Here is an 18,505-nt window from a genome sequence, read left to right on the forward strand (position 1 = left end):
GTAGCCGTGGTCACCGAGATCGGGTACGTCAGCCTTTTGGTCGCCGGCTTCGGCGCACTCGCCGGTAGCCTCGTCTATCTCGCCGTCAGGATCTCAAGAGGACGCTGGTAACACCGTGAGTGACAACCCTTTGCTGCCTCCGTGGCACAACGCGCCGCCGGTCGATCCCTACCCCTTCGAGGACACCTTCGACCTGCGTACGGGCCCTGATCTGCACCCCGCCCTGCTGGCCCTGCTGCCCTACGTCGGGCAGTGGCGCGGCCGCGGGCAGGGCGGCTACCCGACGATCGAGGACTTCGAGTACGGCCAGGAGATCACGATCAGCCACGACGGCCGCCCGTTCCTCAAGTACGAGTCCCGGGCCTGGATGATCGACGAGGACTCGAAGCCGATCAAGCCGATCGGCCGGGAGTCGGGTTGGTGGCGTCCCGTCTCCTCCGACGGCGGCAAGACCGACGAGATCGAGGCGCTGATAGTCACCCCGACGGGGATCATGGAGCTCTACATCGGCACCGTCGAGAGCAACCCGCCGCGGATGGAGATGGCGACCGACTTCGTCGCGCGTACGGCCACGGCGAAGGAGGTCACCGGCGGACACCGGCTCTACGGCATCGTCGAGGGCGCGCTCCTCTACGCGCACGAGATGGCCGGGGTCGGACAGCCGCTCTCCCCGCATCTGAGCGCCCGTCTCCTCCGGGTCGGCGGCTGACCTAGGCTCGGTGCATGTCGGATCGCATACGGTGGGGCATCCTCGCCACGGGCGGCATCGCCCGCTCCTTCGCTCATGACCTGTCGCTCTTGCCGGGTGCCGAACTCGCCGCGGTCGGATCGCGCACTCTCGCGAGTGCCGAGGCCTTCGCGGGCGAGTTCGGCATCGCCCGCGCCCACGGATCGTGGGAGGCGCTCGCCGCCGACCCCGAGGTCGACGTGATCTATGTCGCGACACCGCACTCGCACCACCACGCGGCAGCCCTGACCTGCTTGAGAGCCGGGAAGCCGCTGCTGGTGGAGAAGGCCTTCACGCTCGACCTGGCCCAGGCGCAGGAGCTCGTCGACACCGCTCGGGAACGCGAACTGTTCCTGATGGAGGCGATGTGGACGCGCACGATCCCGGCGATCCGGCGGATCCAGGAGCTCATCGCCGACGGAGCGATCGGCGAGGTGACCCAGGTCACGGCGAGCTTCGGCCTCGGCATGGACTTCGATCCGTCGCACCGCCTGCGCAACCCCGAGCTCGGTGGTGGGGCGCTGCTCGACCTGGGCGTCTATCCGATCGCCTTCGCCCAGCTCTTCCTCGGCTCGCCGCAGCACATCCGCGCGTGGGCGTCACTCTGGCCGGAGGGCACGGACGCCAACACCGGGATCATCCTCGGGTACGACTCGGGCGGGGTCGCCACGCTGCACTGCGGTGTTCGTGGTGACTCGCGGGCGGCGAGGATCATCGGCACCGGGGGCCGGATCGAGCTGAACCACGGATTCCACTCGCCGACGGTCTTCACGCTCTTCCGGGGCGGCGGTCCGGGTGAGGAGTTCGACCTGCCCCTGACCGGCAAGGGCATGGTCTACGAGGCCGAGGAGGTCATGTCGTGCCTGCGTGCCGGGAAGCTCGAGTCGGACCTGGTCCCGCTCTCGGTCACCCTCGACACCATGCGCATCCTCGACGCCGTACGCGAGCAGATCGGCGTGCGCTACTAACCCTGTCCCGTTGTGCAGCAGAGCGTGGCCCGGACCGCGGTCCGGGCCACGCTCTGCTGCACAACGGGGCGGAGGGCTCAGAAGACCCAGTGGGTGAGCAGGTAGATGACGGAGGCCAGGACGGCCGCGCCGGGGAAGGTGAGCACCCAGGCGGTGACGATGTTGCCGGCCACGCCCCAGCGGACCGCGGAGAGCTTCTTCGTCGCGCCGACACCCATGATCGCCGAGGTGATCGTGTGCGTGGTCGAGATCGGCGCACCGAGGACCAGCGCGTTGTAGTAGAGAACGGCGCTCGCCACGGTCTCCGCCGCGAACCCCTCCGCCGGCCCCAAGTCGATGATCTTGCGGCCCAGCGTCCGGATGATGCGCCAGCCACCGGCATAGGTGCCCAGCGCCAGCATCGTCGCCGAGCTGTAGAAGACCCACTCGGGGATGTGCGTCGCGCTGGACTGGTAGCCGCCGACGTAGAGCGCCAGGACGATGATGCCCATCGTCTTGGCGGCGTCCTGCATACCGTGGCCGATCGACATCGCGACCGCGGAGATCGTCTGCGCGATGCGGAAGCCCCGGTTGAGCTTGCCCGGGTGTCCCCGACGGAAGATCCACATGATCGCCGTCATCATGATCGCGCCGAGGATGAAGCCGGCGACCGGCGAGGCGACCATCGGGATGATGATGTTCTTCCAGATCCCGCTCCAGAGCACCGTCGCGTCGATGCCGAAGGCGACACCGGCGAGCGTGGCACCGACGAGGCCGCCGAAGAGCGCGTGCGACGACGAGGAGGGGATGCCGAAATACCAGGTGAGCAGGTTCCAGCCGATCGCACCGACGACGCCGGCGAAGACGATGCCGAGGCTCGCGGTGCCCTGGGGCAGCGTCACCAGGCCACTGCCGACGGTCTTGGCCACCTTGGCGCCGAAGTGGGCGCCGATGAAGTTGCCGATCGCGGCGATGCCGAGCGCGACCCGGGGCGTCAGCGCCCTGGTCGAGATGCTGGTCGCGATCGCGTTGGCGGCGTCATGAAAGCCGTTGGTGTAGTCGAAGATCATCGCAGCGGCGATGACCGCGATGACCGCGAAGAGTGCGGCGTCCAAGGCTCAGGACTCCTTGACGGAGATCGTCTCGACGGTGTTCGCCACGTGCTCGAAGGCGTCGCAGGCCGCCTCCAGCTCGTCGGCGACCTCCTTCATCTTGAGGACCGTGAGTGCGTCGTACTCGCCGGAGAAGAGCCGGACCAGCAGCATGCGGTGCGCTCGGTCGCCCTCGTTCTCCAGGCGGTTGATCTCCACCCAGTACTCCTTCATGCCCTTCATGCCCTTGAGGCGCGGCATCGCCGCGGCCGTCAGGCGGGCCTGCTGGTCCAGCACGTCGACCAGCTCGTGCATCTCGCGCGGCAGCGCGGGCAGCTTGGTCAGCCCGTAGAGGTAGACGAAGTTGCCGACCGCCTCGATGTGGTCCATGACGTCGTCGAGGCCCGAGCCGAGGTCGTAGATGTCCTCGCGGTCGAACGGCGTGATGAAGGTCGAGTTGATCTTCGTGTAGAGCTCATGGGTGATCTGGTCGCTGTCGTGCTCGACCTCGCTGAGACGCTCGCTGACCGACTGGACGTCGGCGCCGGGGAGCGCGAGCTCGCTCAGCAGCTCCGTGCCTCGGACAAGGTTCTGCGCGGCCCGACTGAAGAAGTCGTAGAAGGCGTTGTCTTGCGGGCGGAGAGAGAACTTCACGGCACACAACCTCGCTGTCGGGGATCTGCCTAGGTCCGCGTGAATGCTAGGGCTTGTTACCCGGCCGTAGAAGGCCGGTTACCTTCAGCCACTCTGGATTCATGATGAGTTCACCTGCCGTTCACCTTCGAGTCGGCGGCGCTCCTCGGCACTGTCGAAATCGGCCGGTGGATATGTCAGTTTTAGGCGTCCCAACGCCTCCAAAAGGAGATTTGCGACCGCCCAGTTGCGGTACCACTTGCGATCGGCGGGGACGACGTACCAGGGAGCGTGATCAGGACCACACCGTTCGAGGACATCGGCGTATGCGGCCTGGTAGTCGGGCCACCGGCTCCGCTCGTCCACGTCGGACGGGTTGTACTTCCAGAACTTGGTGGGGTCCTCGAGCCGCTCCAGCAACCGCTTGCGCTGCTCGTCCGGCGAGATGTGCAGCATGACCTTGACCAGCTCATAGCCCTCGTCGACGAGCTGCCGCTCGAAGCGGTTGATCTGACCGAAGCGATCACCCCACGTCCGCGCGGGGACGAGCTCGTGCACCCGGACCACGAGCACGTCCTCGTAGTGCGAGCGGTTGAAGACACCGACCACCCCGGCCGCGGGCAGCGCGCGCTTGATCCGCCAGAGGAAGGGGTGCGACAGCTCCTCCGCCGTCGGCTTCCCAAACCCCACGATGTGTACGCCCTGCGGGTTGAGCTGGCCGATCACGTTCTTGATCGTCCCGTCCTTGCCGCCGCAGTCCATCGCCTGGAGCACCATCAGCACCCGCTTGCGGTACTCCGGGTGCTCCTTGGCCGAGGCGAAGAGCATCTCCTGCTGCCGGAAGAGTTCGACACCGATCTCGGCGATCGCGGCGCGGGACCACTCCTTGGGATCTCGTCCCACCTTTTTGGGCAGCCCAGGGGTAGACCGGGGGTCGATCGCCGCCAGATCCACCGGACCCGGACCGACCCGAAGCAGCTTGCTGAGACCGGGTGACGCCATGCGCCGATCATCACCCATGTCCGGCCTTTGCGCTCGGCTAACCCGACATTTCGCAGCAGGATCAGGTCGTGACCTTCTCCAGCCAGCGGTGATAGTGCGTCGCGAAGGGTTCGGTGCCGTCGGCGAGCGCCCGCTCGAGGTACTTCGCCGCCGCCCACGCCTGCTCGACCACATTGGGCGGGTAATCGAAGCGCACCCGGTGCACCGCGAACTCGTCCTCGTCGACGAGGAGCACCGCACCCGACGCCCGGCGTCTCTTCACGTCGAGGTCGAGGTCGGCCACGGTCACGCCCTGCGCCGTCCACGTCGCCGGCGTGGCGATGTCGCAGTAGACCTCGCTGCCCTGCGGCGGCGGGTTGAACATCGCTGTCCACCATCCGTCATCAGGGATCAATAGGACCCACGGGAGCTCGTGCGCGACCCCGTCATCGGAGACCGTGCCACTCGCCACCCCTAACCAGCTGCCATGCTCGTCGCGACCCAGAAGTGACGCCGGATAGCCACGATGCGGCGAACCGTCGTACTTAGTGATCTCGACCCGTATGGGGTTCACACCGGCCATCCTAAGGAAGTGTCCGAGTAACGGGGTAGGTTCCTTTGCGTGAGCCGACGATCCGCGCCTACTCCCGCCGCGATTCTCGAAGCAGCCGTCGGCGCTGTGCCCGGTGGGGCAGCCCGACCAGGTCAGCAGGCGATGACGCAGGCCATCGTCGACGCGATGGCGGGCGGGCACCATCTTCTCGTCCAAGCCGGCACCGGGACCGGGAAGTCGCTGGCCTACCTGTCGCCCGCGCTGACCGTCAACGGTCCGGCGGTCATCTCGACGGCCACCCTGGCGCTCCAGTCCCAGCTGGTCGACCACGACCTGCCGAGGATGGCCGACAGCGCCGCCAAGCTGCTCGGCCGGCGGCCCACCTTCGCCGTGCTCAAGGGGCGCCACCACTACCTCTGCCTAGCCAAGCTGGAGCACTCCTCCGACGAGGAGCCCGACGACGGCCTCTTCGATGTCGCCGCGGTCCCGTCCGACAAGCCGAGCGGACCCAAGCTGACCTGGGTCGGCGAGGCGGGCAAGCTCGGCAAGCAGATCGCCCGGATCCGCGACTGGGCGATGGAGACCGAGACCGGCGACCGCGACGAGCTCGACCCCGGTGTCGACGAGGTCGTCTGGCGGCAGGTGAGCATGCCGGCCCGCGAGTGCGTCGGTGCGATGCGCTGCCCCTACGGCCCGGAGTGCTTCGCCGAGGCGTCCCGCGAGCGGGCCCGCGAGGCCGATGTCGTCGTCACCAACCACTCGCTGCTCGCCTTCGACATGATGGCCGGGCGGCACATCGTCCCGCCGCACAAGCTGCTCATCATCGACGAGGCGCACGAGCTCGCCGACCGGGTCTCCGGCGCCGCGCAGGCCGAGCTCACCGCCGAGAGCATCGACCGGGCGGCGCGGACGGCACGGGCGATCATCGACCCCGAGGACTACGAGTCCCTCGTCACGGCGGCCGACTCGCTCACGCTCGGGCTCACCGCCACCCAGCCGGGCCGCCTCGTCGGCGATCTGCCGCAGGGGCTGCTGGAGGCGTGCACGATCCTCGACGGCGCCACCAGCCGGGCGCTGCGCAAGATCGGCGAGGTCAAGGCAGACGACCCCGACCCGGTTCGCAAGCAGCAGTCCAAGTCGGTCCTCACCGACCTCAACACCACCGCGCAGCGGCTGCTCGCCTTCGAGGACCACGACGTCGCCTGGGTCGAGGTGGAGCCCCGCCGATCGCTCATGGTCGCGCCGCTCTCCGTCGCCAACCTCCTCGGCGAGAAGCTCTTCGACGAGCGCACGGTCGTCGCCACCTCGGCGACCCTGGCGCTCGGCGGCAAGTTCGAGACCGTCGCCCGAGGGCTCGGGCTGCCCGGCAACCCGGCCAAGGACGCGGGACCCAAGTGGACCTCGCTCGATGTCGGCTCGCCCTTCGACTATCCCAAGCAGGGCATCCTCTATGTGGCGGCGCACCTGCCCCGTCCCGCCGCCAGCGGGCTGCCCGACCCCGCCGGGGTGGAGCTGCTCGCGCTGATCGAGGCGCTCGGTGGGCGTACCCTCGGATTGTTCTCCTCGCGACGCGCCGCGACGCAGGCGGCGGAGCTGGTGCGCGGCAAGACCAACCTCACCGTGCTCCTGCAGGGTGACGAGGCGCTGCCGCTGCTCGTGCGGCGCTTCCGCGAGGAGCGGTCGAGCTGCCTCTTCGGCGTCATGTCGCTCTGGCAGGGCGTCGACGTGCCCGGTGACGCGTGCCAGCTCGTCGTCATCGACCGGCTGCCCTTCCCGCGCCCGGACGAGCCGCTCTCCGCCGCTCGCTCCGCGGTGGTCGACGCGACGGGCGGCTCCGGCTTCAGCGCGGTCAGCGTGCCGATCGCGGCGGTCCGGCTCGCGCAGGGCGTCGGCCGGTTGATCCGCTCCACCTCGGACAAGGGTGTGGTGGCGGTCCTCGACTCCCGGCTGGAGACCGCGAAGGGCTACGGCGCCTTCCTGCGGGCCAGCCTGCCGCCGTTCTGGTATACGACCAAGCAGGAGGCCGCCCTCGGTGCGCTCCGGCGCCTCGGCGCCAGCTGATCCACGGCTACGTTGTGCAGCAGAGCGTGGCCATTTTCGCGCTGGAGGCCACGGTGTGCTGCACAACGTGACGGGGTCAGATCACAGGTAAAGGCCGGTGCCGCTGTCCTCGATGCGGGTGGCGGCGACGGCGTGGACGTCGCGCTCGCGGAGCAGGATGTAGCCGCGACCGTGCAGCTCCACCTCGGAGCGGTCGTCGGGGTCGAAGAGGACCCGGTCGCCGGTGACGATGGAGCGGACGTGCGGACCGACCGCGACCGCGGTCGCCCAGGCGAGCCGGTGCGCCACCTCCGCCGTCGCCGGGATGACGATCCCGGCGGCCGATCGGCGCTCGCCCTCGGGGCCGTCGATGCGGACCAGCACGCGGTCGTGCAGCAGGCGAATGGGCAGGCCGGCGTCGGCGGTGGTCGTGTCGCTCACGGTCGACAACGGTACTCTGCGGCCCCCGGCGCGCGCCGAGCGGTTACGGTGAGGGCCGGGGTAGGGCATCATGAGGCCCGGAGGTGCGCATGGGACGTTTCGAGCAGGCTCGGGAGAACATCCGGCGGGCATATGAGGCGGGGCGGGCCAGCGTGCGTGCGGCTCGGGCCGAGCAGACCCGGCGCTACGAGGAGACCCAGTTCGAGCCCGAGGAGCCGACCGCCGCGGCGATCGTGCACAACTCGACGACGAGTCGCGACGACGCGGAGGTCCCCGGTGGACTGCGGGTCGCCGCCGCGTGGTCCTGGCGCCTGCTGATCGTCGGCGCGCTCGCCTGGTTCGTGCTCTACGGCATCGTCATGCTCTCCACCGTCGTGATCCCGCTGATCATCGCGCTGCTGCTCGCCGCGCTCTTCTCGCCGGCCGTGTCGTGGCTGCGGCAGATCGGGCTCAACCGGTCGATCGCCACCACGATCGTCGTGATCGCCGGGATCGCGCTGGTCGCGGGCACGCTCACCGCGGTCATCAGCTCCTTCGTGACCGGGCTGCCCGAGGTGACCACCAACGCCAAGGAGGGTCTCCGCGAGGTCGAGAACTGGATGCGCCACAAGCCGCTCAACCTCACCGACCTGCAGTTCACCAAGATCGGCGACGCCGCGCAGAAGTGGTTCGACGACAACCGCGACGCCGTCACCACCGGCTTCATCTCCACCGCGACGACGACGTTGCACGTGCTCGCCGGCTTCTTCCTGGTGCTCTTCTCGCTCTTCTTCCTGCTGCGCGACGGCCGCCAGATCTGGCGCTTCTTCGTCGGGCTGATGCCGGCCGCCACGCGCGAGCCGCTCGACTTCGCGGGCATCGCCGCGTGGCACTCGCTCGTCTCCTACGTACGCGCGACGATCATCGTGGCCTTCATCGACGCCGTCGGCATCTACATCGCCATGGTGATCCTCGACGTGCCGCTCAAGGAGGCGCTCGCCGCGCTCGTCTTCCTCTTCTCCTTCGTGCCGATCCTCGGCGCCACGATCTCCGGGACCATCGCCGTCCTCGTGGCGCTGGTGGCGAAGGACCCGCTGACGGCACTCATCCTGCTCGCCGCCGTGATCGGGGTGCAGCAGTTCGAGGGGCACGTACTCCAGCCGCTGATCATGGGCCGGGCGGTCGCGATCCACCCGCTGGCTGTGATCCTCGCCATCGCGGGCGGGCTCGTGATCGCGGGGATCATCGGGGCGCTGATCGCCGTACCGATGATCGCGATGCTCAACACCGGCATCCGAGCGCTGGTCGCACGGAGGCGAGCGGCCTCCCCGGAGGCGCTCGCCGAGGCGGCGTTACCTACCGCGACATAGGGGTATCAATGCGTCGCTCACGGTCACCGGGGCGGCGGAATTCACCTGACCTGCCTACGATCCGACCATGGCCAATGGACCTGGGCAGCAGACGTTCGGACCAGACGACCACAGCGAGCAGCCGCGCGAGGCGTTCGGCAGGGCTGGCGTACCCGTGCGGCCGGAGCCCGGTGGTGGTTCCTCGCCGGTCGGCCGCGCCCGCGTGCGCCCGGTCATGCCCGACGACGATGCCCCGCCGCAGCCGGAGCCTGCCCGGACCGGCCGCCGGCCGACGGCGAAGGCGCTCAAGAGCGTGAAGGGCTGGAGCAAGCGGCGCAAGATCCTGCTCTCCTCCTTCGCCGCGCTCCTCATCATGATGGGCGTCGGCGCGATCGTCTTCACCTACTACTTCGACAGCGTCGACGGGATCACGCCGGACAAGCTGCCCAAGTCGCAGATCACCCGGATCATGGCGAGCGACGGCAAGCAGATCGCGCAGCTCGGCACCGAGAACCGTATCGACATCGACGTCGCCCAACTCGACAAGAAGGTCATCCACGCCCTGATCGCGGGCGAGGACAAGGACTTCTTCGAGCACCAGGGCATCTCCTACACCGGCATCGCCCGCGCCGCCTTCAACAACAGCACCGGTGGCGAGCGCCAGGGCGGTTCGACGCTGACCCAGCAGTACGTCAAGCAGGCCACGCAGAACATGGAGATGTCGGTCAGCCGCAAGCTGCGCGAGGCGGTGCTCGCCCGCAAGCTGGAGGACAACTACTCCAAGGACCAGATCCTCGGCTTCTACCTCAACACCGTCTGGTTCGGCCGGGGCGCGACCGGTGTCGAGAAGGCAGCCCAGGCCTACTTCGGCAAGTCCGCCGCGAAGCTCACCTACGAGGAGGCCGCGGTGCTCGGCGCGGTCATCCGGACCCCCGAGCCCGATTACCTCGCCGACGGCACGATCGACCCCAACGGCAACAAGGGCCTGGACCCGGAGATCAACCCCGAGGCCGCCAAGGACCGCTGGGGCTACGTGCTCAACAACATGGTCGAGAAGAAGTGGCTCGACCAGGGCGAACGCGCCACCGCGGCCTACCCCAAGCTCATCCCGCGCGCCCAGGGCACCACCTCGGCGGAGTGGGGCATCAAGGGCTCCGGTACGGGCAACGTCATCAATTACGTCTACGACGAGCTCAACAAGATGGGGATCAAGCGTTCGGATCTGAAGACCGGTGGCTACCGGGTCACGACCACGATCGACAGCAGGATGCAGACGATCGCCGAGGCGCAGATCCGCAAGCAGCTCAAGCTGGGCAAGCCCAACCTGATGTCGGCGCTGGTCGCGACCGATCCGGCCACGGGCCGGGTGCTCGCCTACTACGGCGGCGACGACGGCACGGGTCACGACTACGCCGGGCTCAACTTCGAGGGCGGCAAGCCGACCGGCGGCCACTCCCCCGGCTCGACGATGAAGGTCTACACGCTCGCCGCCGCCCTCACCGACAACATCTCGCTGAAGTCCACCTGGGATGCCCGCGAGATCAAGAAGGTGGACGCCACCCATCCCTACACGGTCAAGAACGCCGGGCGTAAGGATTCCGAGGTCGCGAGGTACTGCACGCCGACGGACTGCTCGTTGGAGACGGCTCTGGTGCGCTCGTTCAACGTGCCGTTCTTCTACGTGACGCAGGAGATCGGTCCCGACAAGGTGATCAAGACCGCGCAGGCGGCCGGCATCAACTACCTCTGGGACAACGACAGCGTGGGCTACAAGCTCGCCGATCAGAAGGGCGACTGGGGCCGCAAGCCCTTCGACTACCCGGTCGGCTACGGCCAGTACGGCATCACCGTCCTCGATCACGCCACCGGAATGGCGACCTTCGCCAACGCCGGTGTCTACAACACACCGCACTTCGTCCTCAAGGTCGAGCAGCACCAGCTCGACGGGAGCTACCGCGTGCTGCCGCAGTTCAATGAGAAGCTCGCTCCGGAGAAGCGGATCGACGCCGAGGTCGCCAACGAGGTGGCCGCCACGATGCAGGAGGTCGTGCCGACCCACAACGGCTGGGCCCTGGACGGTGGCCGGGACTCGGCGGCGAAGACCGGGACCTGGGAGCGCGGCAAGACGGCCGACAACGCCCACGCCTGGGTGGTCGGCTTCACCAAGCAGATCGCCGTCGCCGTCTGGGTCGGCAACAAGGGCGATGAGCTGGCCCTGAAGTACGCGAACGGTGACCAGATCAACAGCGGAAACATGCCCGGGGACATCTGGCACAACTTCCTCAACGAGGCGAGCAAGGGCATGCCCAAGCTCGCCCTGCCCGACGAGACCGGGACCGTCGGCTCCGACAGCCGTGGCAACGGCGTCGCGCCGCCGTCCCCGTCGGTGAGCCCGAGCGTCGAGCCGTCCACGAGCAGCAGCCCGGAGCCGGAACCGGAGCCGAGCAAGAGCCCGTCGCCGCTGCCGATCCCCAGTCCGTCGCCGAGCAAGCCGAAGATCATCCTGCCGACGAAGCTGCCGTTCGCACCCTGACCGAGGAGCAAAGCAAGATCGCCGCAACTCTTGAAGAGTTGCGGCGATCTTGCGTTTCCGGGCCGGTCGCCAGCACCGGCAGCGCTATCGGGGCTCACCGCCCCGCTGTGTGGAGTCGCCCTGCTGCGGGAAGCCGCCTGGCTGCGGGGCGTTGCCCTGCTACGGGGCGTCGCCTGGCTGCGGCGGGTTGCCCTGCTGCGCGGAATCGCCGCCGGTGGTGCCCCCCGGGTCGCCTGACTGCGGCGGATTGCCGAACTGCTGCGGATAATCCGGCAGCTCCGGATAGTCGGGCTGAGCTGGATATTCAGGCTGGGCCGGGTAACCCGGTCGAGCCTCCGGGTAGCCGGACTGGGCCTGCGGCTGCGGCTGCGGGTAACCGGGCTGGCTCTGTGGGTAGGCAGGCTGAGCCTGCGGATAACCCGGCCGAGCCTGCGGCTGCGGGTAGCCGAGAGCCTGCGGCTGCGCGTAGCCAGGCTGAGCCTGGGTCTGCGGGTGGCCAAGCTGGGCGCCCGGGTGGCTCGGATAACCGGAGTGTCCCGGGTAGGGCGCCTGACCCGGGTAGCCCTGCTGGGGCTGGTATCCGCCGTAGGCGAAGTGCGGCTGCGGTGCCGGTGCCAGCGGCACCGGGACCGGCACGACCGGCTCCGGCGGTGCTGCCACGGTCCGGGTCACCCCGTCCGGGAAGACCAGCTCATAGGAGGTGCCGTTCCACGTCCCCCGGGGGGTCTGCGGGTCACGGCCGACGAAGACGGCCCGCGCATCGGTGATCCGGGTCAGCAGCTCCCGCTCCTCCTCGGCTGCCCGCGCTGCGAGCTTGGGGCTGGTGCTCAGCCCGCGATCGATGCCGTCGCGGACCAGGGCGAGCTTCGTCGCCGAGACCTGAAACGCCTTCATCGCCTTGCGTCCGGCATCACCGGCGACCCGCTTCGCCCACACCCGCGCCGCGTGCCGGCGTCCGAGCGAGGCGAGCGCCGCCACCTCGGGCGGCGTGAACCAGCCCGCCATGGCGTACGCCGGGAGCACCCGCACGGTGATCCGCCCCTCATGCCCGCGCAGCCACAGGGCGAACCCGACCATGCCGAGGAAGATCGGCACTTCTATCGCGAAGTATCCGTAGAGCAGCAGGAACTGTTCCCCGGTCGCCTGGACCAGCGACGGGATGAGGTTCCACGTGCCGTGCAGCATCATCGCCACGATGAGACCGGCGATCGGGGCGAGCCAGCGCACCCAGGCGTGGGCGGAGCGGGCCGACAGGCCGATGCCGATGCCGGTGAAGGCGGTGAAGAGCGGGTGCGCGAAGCCGGACAGCGGCACCCGGATGATGAAGGTCAGCAGCAGGAGCTGGACGCCGGTGGCCTGACCGTACTGCTCGACACCGGTCTGGTAGCTGTGCTTGCCCAGGTAGAGGATGTTCTCCACCATCGCGAAGCCGGTCGCCGACATCCCGCAGTAGACGAGGCCGTCGACGATCCCGGAGATCTCCCGTCGGCGGAACCACAGGATCAGCAGCGGACCCAGCGCCTTCGTCGACTCCTCGATGAAGGGCGCCACGAGCACGGCGACGAGCGCGTCGGGCAGGTGCACCCGCTCGGCGAAGCCGGCGGCGATGGTGTTGACGTTGGCGGAGACGGTGGTCGCGATGACCGCACCCCAGGCGAAGCAGAAGAGCAGGTAGATCGTGGGTTCCGGCTCGTACCGGTCGAGCCACAGGAAACACGCGACCAGGATCGGCACCGGCAGCATCGAGGCGACGATGCCGACGATCAGCGCCTGCGGGCTGAGCGCGTTGCCGAGGATGAAGGAGATGCCGATCGCACCCGCCGCGAGCACGCTCACGACCAGCACGATCGAGAGGATCCGCTGCCGCCGGACCAGCACGGCCCAGAAGCGCCGCCACAGACCCGGGCTCGGCTGGTCCGTCGGCGGCGGCATCGGCGCCGGGAACGGAGCTGTCTGCGGGGTCACATCGGCCATGTGCGCGAGCTTACCGGCGATCGTCACTCCCATCGCGCCGTCAGTCCGGCGATCGGTTGCCCGGGCCCGCGTGCCCCGGTTAAGATCTCGGTAGGTCACGAGTGCCAGCGCTAAACCCCGGTTTGCTGGCCGGCAACCCTCGTTCTGCGGTGGGGTGCCCCGGGTGATGACCCGGCCTCGCCCGATGGTCGCGCGAGGCAAGCGCGGACCCCGTTTCCCGTGTGTGCACACCGGGGTCCTTGAGGACTCCGGGAGGTCCCTCATGACCAGTGTCGTCACGTCCACCCCCTCCGCGGCCGAGGTCGCCGCACTCGTCGAGCCGGGCTCCGGGCCGCGCGTGCTCGGCGTACCCGGCCAGATCAACCTGGACTATGCGGCGACCGCGCCGTGCGCGCGGGCCGCGGCCGACGCGGTGGCCGAGCTTCTGCCCTGGTACGCCAGCGTGCACCGCGGTGCCGGCGCGCTCTCCCAGCGGTGCACCCTCGAGTACGAGCGGGCTCGGCAGACCGTCGGCGACTTCGTGGGCGCCCGCGCCGACGACTACGTGATCTTCACCAGGAACACGACCGACGCCCTGAACCTGCTGGCCCACGTCGTGCCGGCCGGGACGATCGTGGTCACCTTCGCGGGCGAGCACCACGCCAACCTGCTGCCGTGGCGCAACACCTGCCGCCTGCCGGTGCCCGCCTCGCCCGCCGAGGCGATCCGGTCGCTCTATGCCGCCCTCGCCGAGCTGCGGCGCGGCGGCGGCACCGAGGAGATCCTCGTCTCGGTCACCGGTGCCAGCAACGTCACCGGCGAGCTGTGGCCGATCCGCGAGCTCGCCGCCGCCGCGAAGCGCTTCGGTGCCCGGATCGCGGTGGACGCCGCGCAGCTCGCGCCGCATGTCGCGGTCGACATCGCCGAGCTCGACGTCGATTTCCTGGCGCTCTCCGGACACAAGCTCTACGCGCCGTTCGGTGCCGGTGTGCTCGTCGGGCGGTCGGACTGGCTCGATGCCGCCGAGCCCTACCTCTTCGGGGGCGGCGCGAGTGCCCGGGTCGGCGACACCACCTCCGATGTGCGCTGGGCGCAGGGCCCGGCCCGGCACGAGGCCGGTACGCCGAACCTGCTCGGCGCCGTCGCGCTCGCCGCCGTCTGCACCGAGCTGGAGGCGGCCGACCGTGATCGGCTGGAGCGCGAGGAGCAGGAGCTGCTGGCGCGGCTGCGGTCCGGGCTCGCCGCGATCGAGGGCGTGGCCGAGCTGCGTACCTTCGGTGCCGACGCGCCCCGGCTGGGGATCGTCTCCTTCGCGGTCGCCGGTCGGGAGTCGGCGGAGATCACCGCCGCGCTGGCCCGGGGGCATGACATCGGCGTACGCGATGGGCTGTTCTGTGCCCACCCGCTCGCCCGCCGCCTGCTGACGGAGGCCGCCACCCGCGAGGGCTGGGCACGCCCCGCCACCACCGCGATCCGCGCCTCCATCGGCCTGGGCACGACCCGCGAGCACGTGACCGCGTTCCTAAGCGCCCTAACGACGATCCTGACCACTCCCCCTGCCCCTTAATTCGCGTTGATCAAGGGAAGACTCGCCGCATATCGGACACCCCGCATGGTGAGTCTTCCCTTGATCAACGCGAATTTTGTGGGGGGCTACGTGCGGAGGCGGTGGGTGCGGAGGGTTGCTGCCGTCTCGTCGTGGGACAGGCCGCTCGCCTGCAACAGATCGCTGGCGATCGAGCGGATCTGGGCGATGATCACGCTGCCGGAGAAGCCGATGCCGGTCGCATAGGCTTCCACGCCGGCTCGGACCGCCTTGATCGCGTCCTCCCGCGTGCCCTCCGGCTCCGCGGCGTCGGCCAACTCGGCCCGCAGCCGGGCCGTTGCGGCGCTCAGCGCGTGCACCGCGGCGGGGAGCGTTTCGGGGAGCGGTTCGTCGTCGCTGATCGCGCTGATGCTGCGGCGGGTCAGCACGCGGGAGTTGCGCAGCGTACGCGCGATGTGATCATAGGCATCGACATACTGCAGCAGGGCACCCCGCTTGCCCCAGCGGATCGGCGCGAACGCCGCGATCTCCTTGCCCGCGGTGATCGCGTCGGCGAAGGCGCGCAGCTTCGGCTCGGCCTCCCGCAGCGCGGCGAGTGCCCGCTGCGCCTCGCCCGCGTCACGCTCGGTGAGCGCCTTCGCCGTGGCGATCAGTCCCGACTCGATCGCGTCGAGGATCGGCCCGCAGGCCCGCGCGACCACGGTCAGCGGGTTGAGCGGCAGCAGCAGCGCCATCACGGCGAGCCCGACACCGCCGCCGACCATCGCGTCGACGAAGCGGCTGAAGAAGTACTCCTGCGTACCCGGCGCGAACGTCACCACCAGCACCGCCGATGAGGCCGACTGGCCGACGAGCGCCGGGCTGCCGCCGAGCACGATCGCCGCGAGGATCGCGATCAGCACGGCGAGGCTGACCTGCCACGCGCCCCGGCCGATCACGGTGACCAGTACCTCGCCGAAGAGGATGCCGAAAGCGTTGCCGAGCACGACCTCGGTCGCCCGCCGCATACGCTGCCCGACCGAGACGGCGAGCACGATCACCGCGGAGATCGGCGCGAAGAACGGCATCGAGTGGTGCAGCAGGTGGAACGAGATGAACCAGGCGATGCCCGCCGCGATCGCCGCCTGCACCGCGAGCCCCAGGCTCGCCCGAGCGCGGTGATAGCGACTCGACACCGCGGCACTCACCTGCATAGATTCAGCCTATGGGCGTAACGGATGCCGCGTTCGCGAACGCCGTCCGCGAGGCGGGCGGTCACCCGACCGATGCCGCCGTGCGGGCGGTCCACGCCGAACTGCTGGCGCGCTGGTCGGAGCCGCAGCGGCACTACCACACAGTTGATCATCTGTCGTCGATGCTGTCACTTGTGGAGGATCCCGTCGTCGCGCTCGCGGTCTGGGGGCACGACGTCGTCTATGACCCGCGCGCCACCGGCGACACGAACGAAGAGCGCAGCGCCCAGCTGATCACCGGCTTACTGCAGCGCTGCGCCGTTCCGGCTGCGGTCGTGGTCGAGGTCGCCCGTCTGGTACGCCTGACGGCCGCCCACGCCGTCGACCCCGCCGACGACCGGGGCATCGCCCTCGCCGACGCCGACCTGGCGATCCTGGCCGGCCCTCCGGCTGCCTATGACCGCTATGTCGCCGCGGTCCGCGCCGAATACGCCCACGTCCCGGACGACCTCTGGCGGGCAGGCCGGGGTGCGGTCCTGCAGCGCTTGCTCGCCCTCCCCCGACTCTTCCACCGAAGCCCGGGCCTGGAGTCGCCGGCCAGGGCCAACCTCACCCGCGAGCTGGCCGGCCTGGCCCAAGATCCCCGCAACTCTTGAAGAGTTGGTGTTATGCGACGCGGCCCCGAGTCACGTTTTGCAGCAAAGCGTGGCCTTGCGCACGGGAATGGCCACGCTTTGCTGCAAAACGTGACTCGGTTTAGGACCAACTCTTCAAGAGTTGCGGCGATCTTGGGCGTCGCGGCGCGCTGGGCGTCGCCGCTACCTTGGCGCTGAGTGGATCAGGTGAGCTGGGCCGCTGCGGGGCGGGGCTGGCGGAGGGTGTGCTTGGGAACCCGCAGGCCTGCGGCGTGCAGCAGGCGGCTGATGTCGCGGGCGCTGACCAGCCGAGCGCCCAGCCACTGGGCGGCGATCCACTTCGACTCGGGGATGTCGTAGTGATCCCGGTCGAACCCGCGCCGGGGCGCGCCGAGCATCTCGGCGAAGGCGTGCAGCTCAGCGGTGGAGACATCGCTGACCAGGTGGCACCATTTGCGGCCGTGAGCCGGCCAGACAGGCTGATCGACATAGAGCACGCCATTCACGGTAGCGTGATCGGTGTGGATCTCGTAGCGGAATTGCGGGCCGCCCTCCCCGCCGATCGAGTGATCACCGATCCCGATCAGCTGACGTCGTTCCGCCGGGACGAGGCGGACCTCGTCGACGACGGGATGCCGCTCGCGGTGGTGCGGCCCCGCTCCACCGCCGAGGTCGGCGTCGCGGTCCGGATCGCCGCCGCACGGGGTGTGGCGATCGTGCCGCAGGGTGCGCGGACGGGACTGGCGGGAGCGGCCAACGCCGTCGACGGGTGCCTGATCCTCAGCATGACCGGCATGGACGAGATCCTGGAGATCGACGCCGTCAACCGGATCGCCGTCGTCCAACCCGGAGTCGTCAACGCCGCCCTGTCCCGGGCCTGCCTGGCGCAGGGTCTGCACTACCCGCCGGACCCCGGCAGCTGGGAGTCCTCGACGATCGGCGGCAACGCCGCGACCAACGCGGGCGGTATGTGCTGCGTGAAGTACGGCGTGACCACCGGCTATGTGATCGGGCTGGAGGTGGTGCTCGCCGACGGCGAGGTGCTGCGGACCGGGCGCCGGACGCCGAAGGGCGTCGCCGGATATGACCTCACCAGCCTCTTCGTCGGATCGGAGGGGACGCTCGGCGTCATCACCGAGATCACCCTGGCACTGCGTCCGGCACCGCCGCAGGCGCTGAGTCTCGTCGCCGTCTTCCCGACCACGGCACAGGCGGGCGCGGCGGTCAACGAGATCATGGCGAGCGGAGCGAGCCCGTCCTTGCTGGAACTCCTGGACCGGGTGCACCTGCGGGCGATCGAGGCGTACCGGCCGATGGGCTTGGACACCGACGCTGCCGCGATCCTGCTCGCGGCCTGTGACAGCGCGCAGGCCGGGGCCGAGCTGGACGCGATCGCCGCGCTGGCGGGGCGGGCCGGGGCGACGGAGGTGTTCCGGGCGACCGATCCCGACGAGGCGGCGGCCCTGCTGACCGCGCGGCGGCTGGCGCATCCGGCGATGGAGATGCTCGCGACCAGCCACTACGCGCGGGGCGGGCTGATCATAGACGACATCGCGGTGCCGCGGTCGCGCCTGGCGGAGCTGCTCGACGGGATCGACGCGATCGCGGCTCGGCACGACGTGATCGTCGGGGTGGTCGGGCACGCGGGCGACGGCAACCTGCACCCCAACATCGTCGTGGACCGGGGTGATCCGGCGAGCGTCGCCCGAGGTCAGACTGTCTTTGACGAGATCATGGAGCTGGGGCTGGCGCTCGGCGGCACCTGCACCGGCGAGCACGGCGTCGGCCTGCTCAAGCGCGACTGGTTGGCCCGCGAGCTGGGCCCGATCGGCATGCGCGTCCACCAGTCGATCAAGACCGCGCTCGACCCGGCCGGAATCATGAACCCCGGCAAGGTCCTCCCCGCCTAAGGCACCAACTCTTCA

At 69.5% G+C, this 18,505-nt stretch carries 17 protein-coding genes and 1 riboswitch; of the genes, 9 read left to right on the plus strand and 8 right to left on the minus strand.

Annotated elements, in window-relative coordinates; translation table 11 throughout:
- Positions 1 to 6 precede the first annotated feature (6 nt).
- The 3 genes from mtfM to F4553_RS19915 are packed head-to-tail and all read left to right on the plus strand — an operon-like array spanning position 7 to position 1,695.
- On the plus strand, positions 7 to 111 hold the full coding sequence (mtfM, locus tag F4553_RS41885) for a small membrane protein MtfM (protein ID WP_312875272.1): 105 nt from the start codon (positions 7 to 9) through the stop codon (positions 109 to 111).
- Between the two features lie 4 nt (positions 112 to 115).
- Positions 116 to 709, plus strand: coding sequence for a heme-binding beta-barrel domain-containing protein (locus tag F4553_RS19910; RefSeq protein WP_184838154.1), 594 nt, complete (start codon positions 116 to 118; stop codon positions 707 to 709).
- Between the two features lie 14 nt (positions 710 to 723).
- Positions 724 to 1,695: a Gfo/Idh/MocA family protein gene (locus tag F4553_RS19915; RefSeq protein WP_184838156.1), complete on the plus strand. Its 972-nt coding sequence runs from the start codon at positions 724 to 726 to the stop codon at positions 1,693 to 1,695.
- A gap of 77 nt (positions 1,696 to 1,772) precedes the next feature.
- Here F4553_RS19915 and F4553_RS19920 read toward each other — a convergent pair whose 3' ends face one another.
- The 4 genes from F4553_RS19920 to F4553_RS19935 all read right to left on the minus strand — a co-directional run bounded on the left by F4553_RS19920 (position 1,773) and on the right by F4553_RS19935 (position 4,962).
- Entirely contained in the window at positions 1,773 to 2,744 is a 972-nt protein-coding gene (locus F4553_RS19920) for an inorganic phosphate transporter (protein WP_184840938.1), read from the minus strand.
- Between the two features lie 48 nt (positions 2,745 to 2,792).
- Positions 2,793 to 3,419: a DUF47 domain-containing protein gene (locus tag F4553_RS19925; RefSeq protein WP_184838158.1), complete on the minus strand. Its 627-nt coding sequence runs from the start codon at positions 3,417 to 3,419 to the stop codon at positions 2,793 to 2,795.
- A 99-nt stretch (positions 3,420 to 3,518) separates the two neighbouring features.
- Entirely contained in the window at positions 3,519 to 4,400 is an 882-nt protein-coding gene (locus F4553_RS19930) for a PPK2 family polyphosphate kinase (protein WP_184838159.1), read from the minus strand.
- 61 nt (positions 4,401 to 4,461) lie between these two features.
- Positions 4,462 to 4,962 (minus strand): DUF402 domain-containing protein, encoded by a 501-nt coding sequence (locus F4553_RS19935; RefSeq protein ID WP_184838161.1) that lies wholly within the window; start codon positions 4,960 to 4,962, stop codon positions 4,462 to 4,464.
- A gap of 132 nt (positions 4,963 to 5,094) precedes the next feature.
- Between F4553_RS19935 and F4553_RS19940 the strand changes: the two genes are divergently transcribed.
- Positions 5,095 to 6,993, plus strand: a complete 1,899-nt coding sequence (locus F4553_RS19940) for an ATP-dependent DNA helicase (protein ID WP_184840940.1) — start codon at positions 5,095 to 5,097, stop codon at positions 6,991 to 6,993.
- Positions 6,994 to 7,074: 81 nt separating this feature from the next.
- Here F4553_RS19940 and F4553_RS19945 read toward each other — a convergent pair whose 3' ends face one another.
- Positions 7,075 to 7,413 carry a GroES family chaperonin gene (locus F4553_RS19945; RefSeq protein ID WP_312875273.1) on the minus strand — a complete coding sequence of 113 codons (339 nt, stop codon included), beginning with the start codon at positions 7,411 to 7,413 and terminating at the stop codon, positions 7,075 to 7,077.
- Positions 7,414 to 7,502: 89 nt separating this feature from the next.
- On the opposite strand from F4553_RS19945, the gene F4553_RS19950 reads away from it, so the two are divergent.
- Together F4553_RS19950 and F4553_RS19955 are read left to right on the plus strand one after the other, a co-directional pair.
- Positions 7,503 to 8,762 (plus strand): AI-2E family transporter, encoded by a 1,260-nt coding sequence (locus F4553_RS19950; protein WP_184838163.1) that lies wholly within the window; start codon positions 7,503 to 7,505, stop codon positions 8,760 to 8,762.
- Positions 8,763 to 8,829: 67 nt separating this feature from the next.
- Positions 8,830 to 11,274, plus strand: a complete 2,445-nt coding sequence (locus F4553_RS19955) for a transglycosylase domain-containing protein (RefSeq protein WP_184838165.1) — start codon at positions 8,830 to 8,832, stop codon at positions 11,272 to 11,274.
- A 159-nt stretch (positions 11,275 to 11,433) separates the two neighbouring features.
- Here F4553_RS19955 and F4553_RS19960 read toward each other — a convergent pair whose 3' ends face one another.
- Positions 11,434 to 13,248: a PrsW family intramembrane metalloprotease gene (locus tag F4553_RS19960; RefSeq protein ID WP_184838167.1), complete on the minus strand. Its 1,815-nt coding sequence runs from the start codon at positions 13,246 to 13,248 to the stop codon at positions 11,434 to 11,436.
- A gap of 93 nt (positions 13,249 to 13,341) precedes the next feature.
- A riboswitch (SAM riboswitch) is annotated at positions 13,342 to 13,458 on the plus strand.
- A 52-nt stretch (positions 13,459 to 13,510) separates the two neighbouring features.
- Between F4553_RS19960 and F4553_RS19965 the strand changes: the two genes are divergently transcribed.
- On the plus strand, positions 13,511 to 14,794 hold the full coding sequence (locus tag F4553_RS19965) for an aminotransferase class V-fold PLP-dependent enzyme (RefSeq protein WP_184838169.1): 1,284 nt from the start codon (positions 13,511 to 13,513) through the stop codon (positions 14,792 to 14,794).
- Between the two features lie 86 nt (positions 14,795 to 14,880).
- On the opposite strand, the gene F4553_RS19970 is transcribed toward F4553_RS19965, so the two are convergent.
- Positions 14,881 to 15,966: an FUSC family protein gene (locus F4553_RS19970; RefSeq protein WP_184838171.1), complete on the minus strand. Its 1,086-nt coding sequence runs from the start codon at positions 15,964 to 15,966 to the stop codon at positions 14,881 to 14,883.
- An 11-nt stretch (positions 15,967 to 15,977) separates the two neighbouring features.
- On the opposite strand from F4553_RS19970, the gene F4553_RS19975 reads away from it, so the two are divergent.
- Positions 15,978 to 16,601, plus strand: coding sequence for an HD domain-containing protein (locus tag F4553_RS19975; protein ID WP_184838173.1), 624 nt, complete (start codon positions 15,978 to 15,980; stop codon positions 16,599 to 16,601).
- A 182-nt stretch (positions 16,602 to 16,783) separates the two neighbouring features.
- On the opposite strand, the gene F4553_RS41075 is transcribed toward F4553_RS19975, so the two are convergent.
- On the minus strand, positions 16,784 to 17,077 hold the full coding sequence (locus F4553_RS41075; protein WP_184838175.1) for a DUF4031 domain-containing protein: 294 nt from the start codon (positions 17,075 to 17,077) through the stop codon (positions 16,784 to 16,786).
- Between the two features lie 24 nt (positions 17,078 to 17,101).
- Here F4553_RS41075 and F4553_RS19985 point away from each other — a divergent pair, with 24 nt between their 5' ends.
- Positions 17,102 to 18,490 (plus strand): FAD-binding oxidoreductase, encoded by a 1,389-nt coding sequence (locus tag F4553_RS19985; RefSeq protein WP_376776230.1) that lies wholly within the window; start codon positions 17,102 to 17,104, stop codon positions 18,488 to 18,490.
- Positions 18,491 to 18,505: the final 15 nt, after the last annotated feature.

It is taken from the genome of Allocatelliglobosispora scoriae (assembly GCF_014204945.1).
GTDB lineage: Bacteria > Actinomycetota > Actinomycetes > Mycobacteriales > Micromonosporaceae > Allocatelliglobosispora > Allocatelliglobosispora scoriae.

Excerpts from the sequence above, each read along its gene's own strand:
- F4553_RS19915 (WP_184838156.1), top strand. The coding sequence starts at position 724 with ATGTCGGATCGCATACGGTGGGGCATCCTCGCCACGGGCGGCATCGCC.
- F4553_RS19920 (WP_184840938.1), bottom strand. The coding sequence starts at position 2,744 with ATGATCTTCGACTACACCAACGGCTTTCATGACGCCGCCAACGCGATC.
- F4553_RS19930 (WP_184838159.1), bottom strand. The coding sequence starts at position 4,400 with ATGGCGTCACCCGGTCTCAGCAAGCTGCTTCGGGTCGGTCCGGGTCCG.
- F4553_RS19935 (WP_184838161.1), bottom strand. The coding sequence starts at position 4,962 with ATGGCCGGTGTGAACCCCATACGGGTCGAGATCACTAAGTACGACGGT.
- F4553_RS19940 (WP_184840940.1), top strand. The coding sequence starts at position 5,095 with ATGACGCAGGCCATCGTCGACGCGATGGCGGGCGGGCACCATCTTCTC.
- F4553_RS19950 (WP_184838163.1), top strand. The coding sequence starts at position 7,503 with ATGGGACGTTTCGAGCAGGCTCGGGAGAACATCCGGCGGGCATATGAG.
- F4553_RS19955 (WP_184838165.1), top strand. The coding sequence starts at position 8,830 with ATGGCCAATGGACCTGGGCAGCAGACGTTCGGACCAGACGACCACAGC.
- F4553_RS19960 (WP_184838167.1), bottom strand. The coding sequence starts at position 13,248 with ATGGCCGATGTGACCCCGCAGACAGCTCCGTTCCCGGCGCCGATGCCG.
- F4553_RS19965 (WP_184838169.1), top strand. The coding sequence starts at position 13,511 with ATGACCAGTGTCGTCACGTCCACCCCCTCCGCGGCCGAGGTCGCCGCA.
- F4553_RS19970 (WP_184838171.1), bottom strand. The coding sequence starts at position 15,966 with ATGCAGGTGAGTGCCGCGGTGTCGAGTCGCTATCACCGCGCTCGGGCG.
- F4553_RS19975 (WP_184838173.1), top strand. The coding sequence starts at position 15,978 with ATGGGCGTAACGGATGCCGCGTTCGCGAACGCCGTCCGCGAGGCGGGC.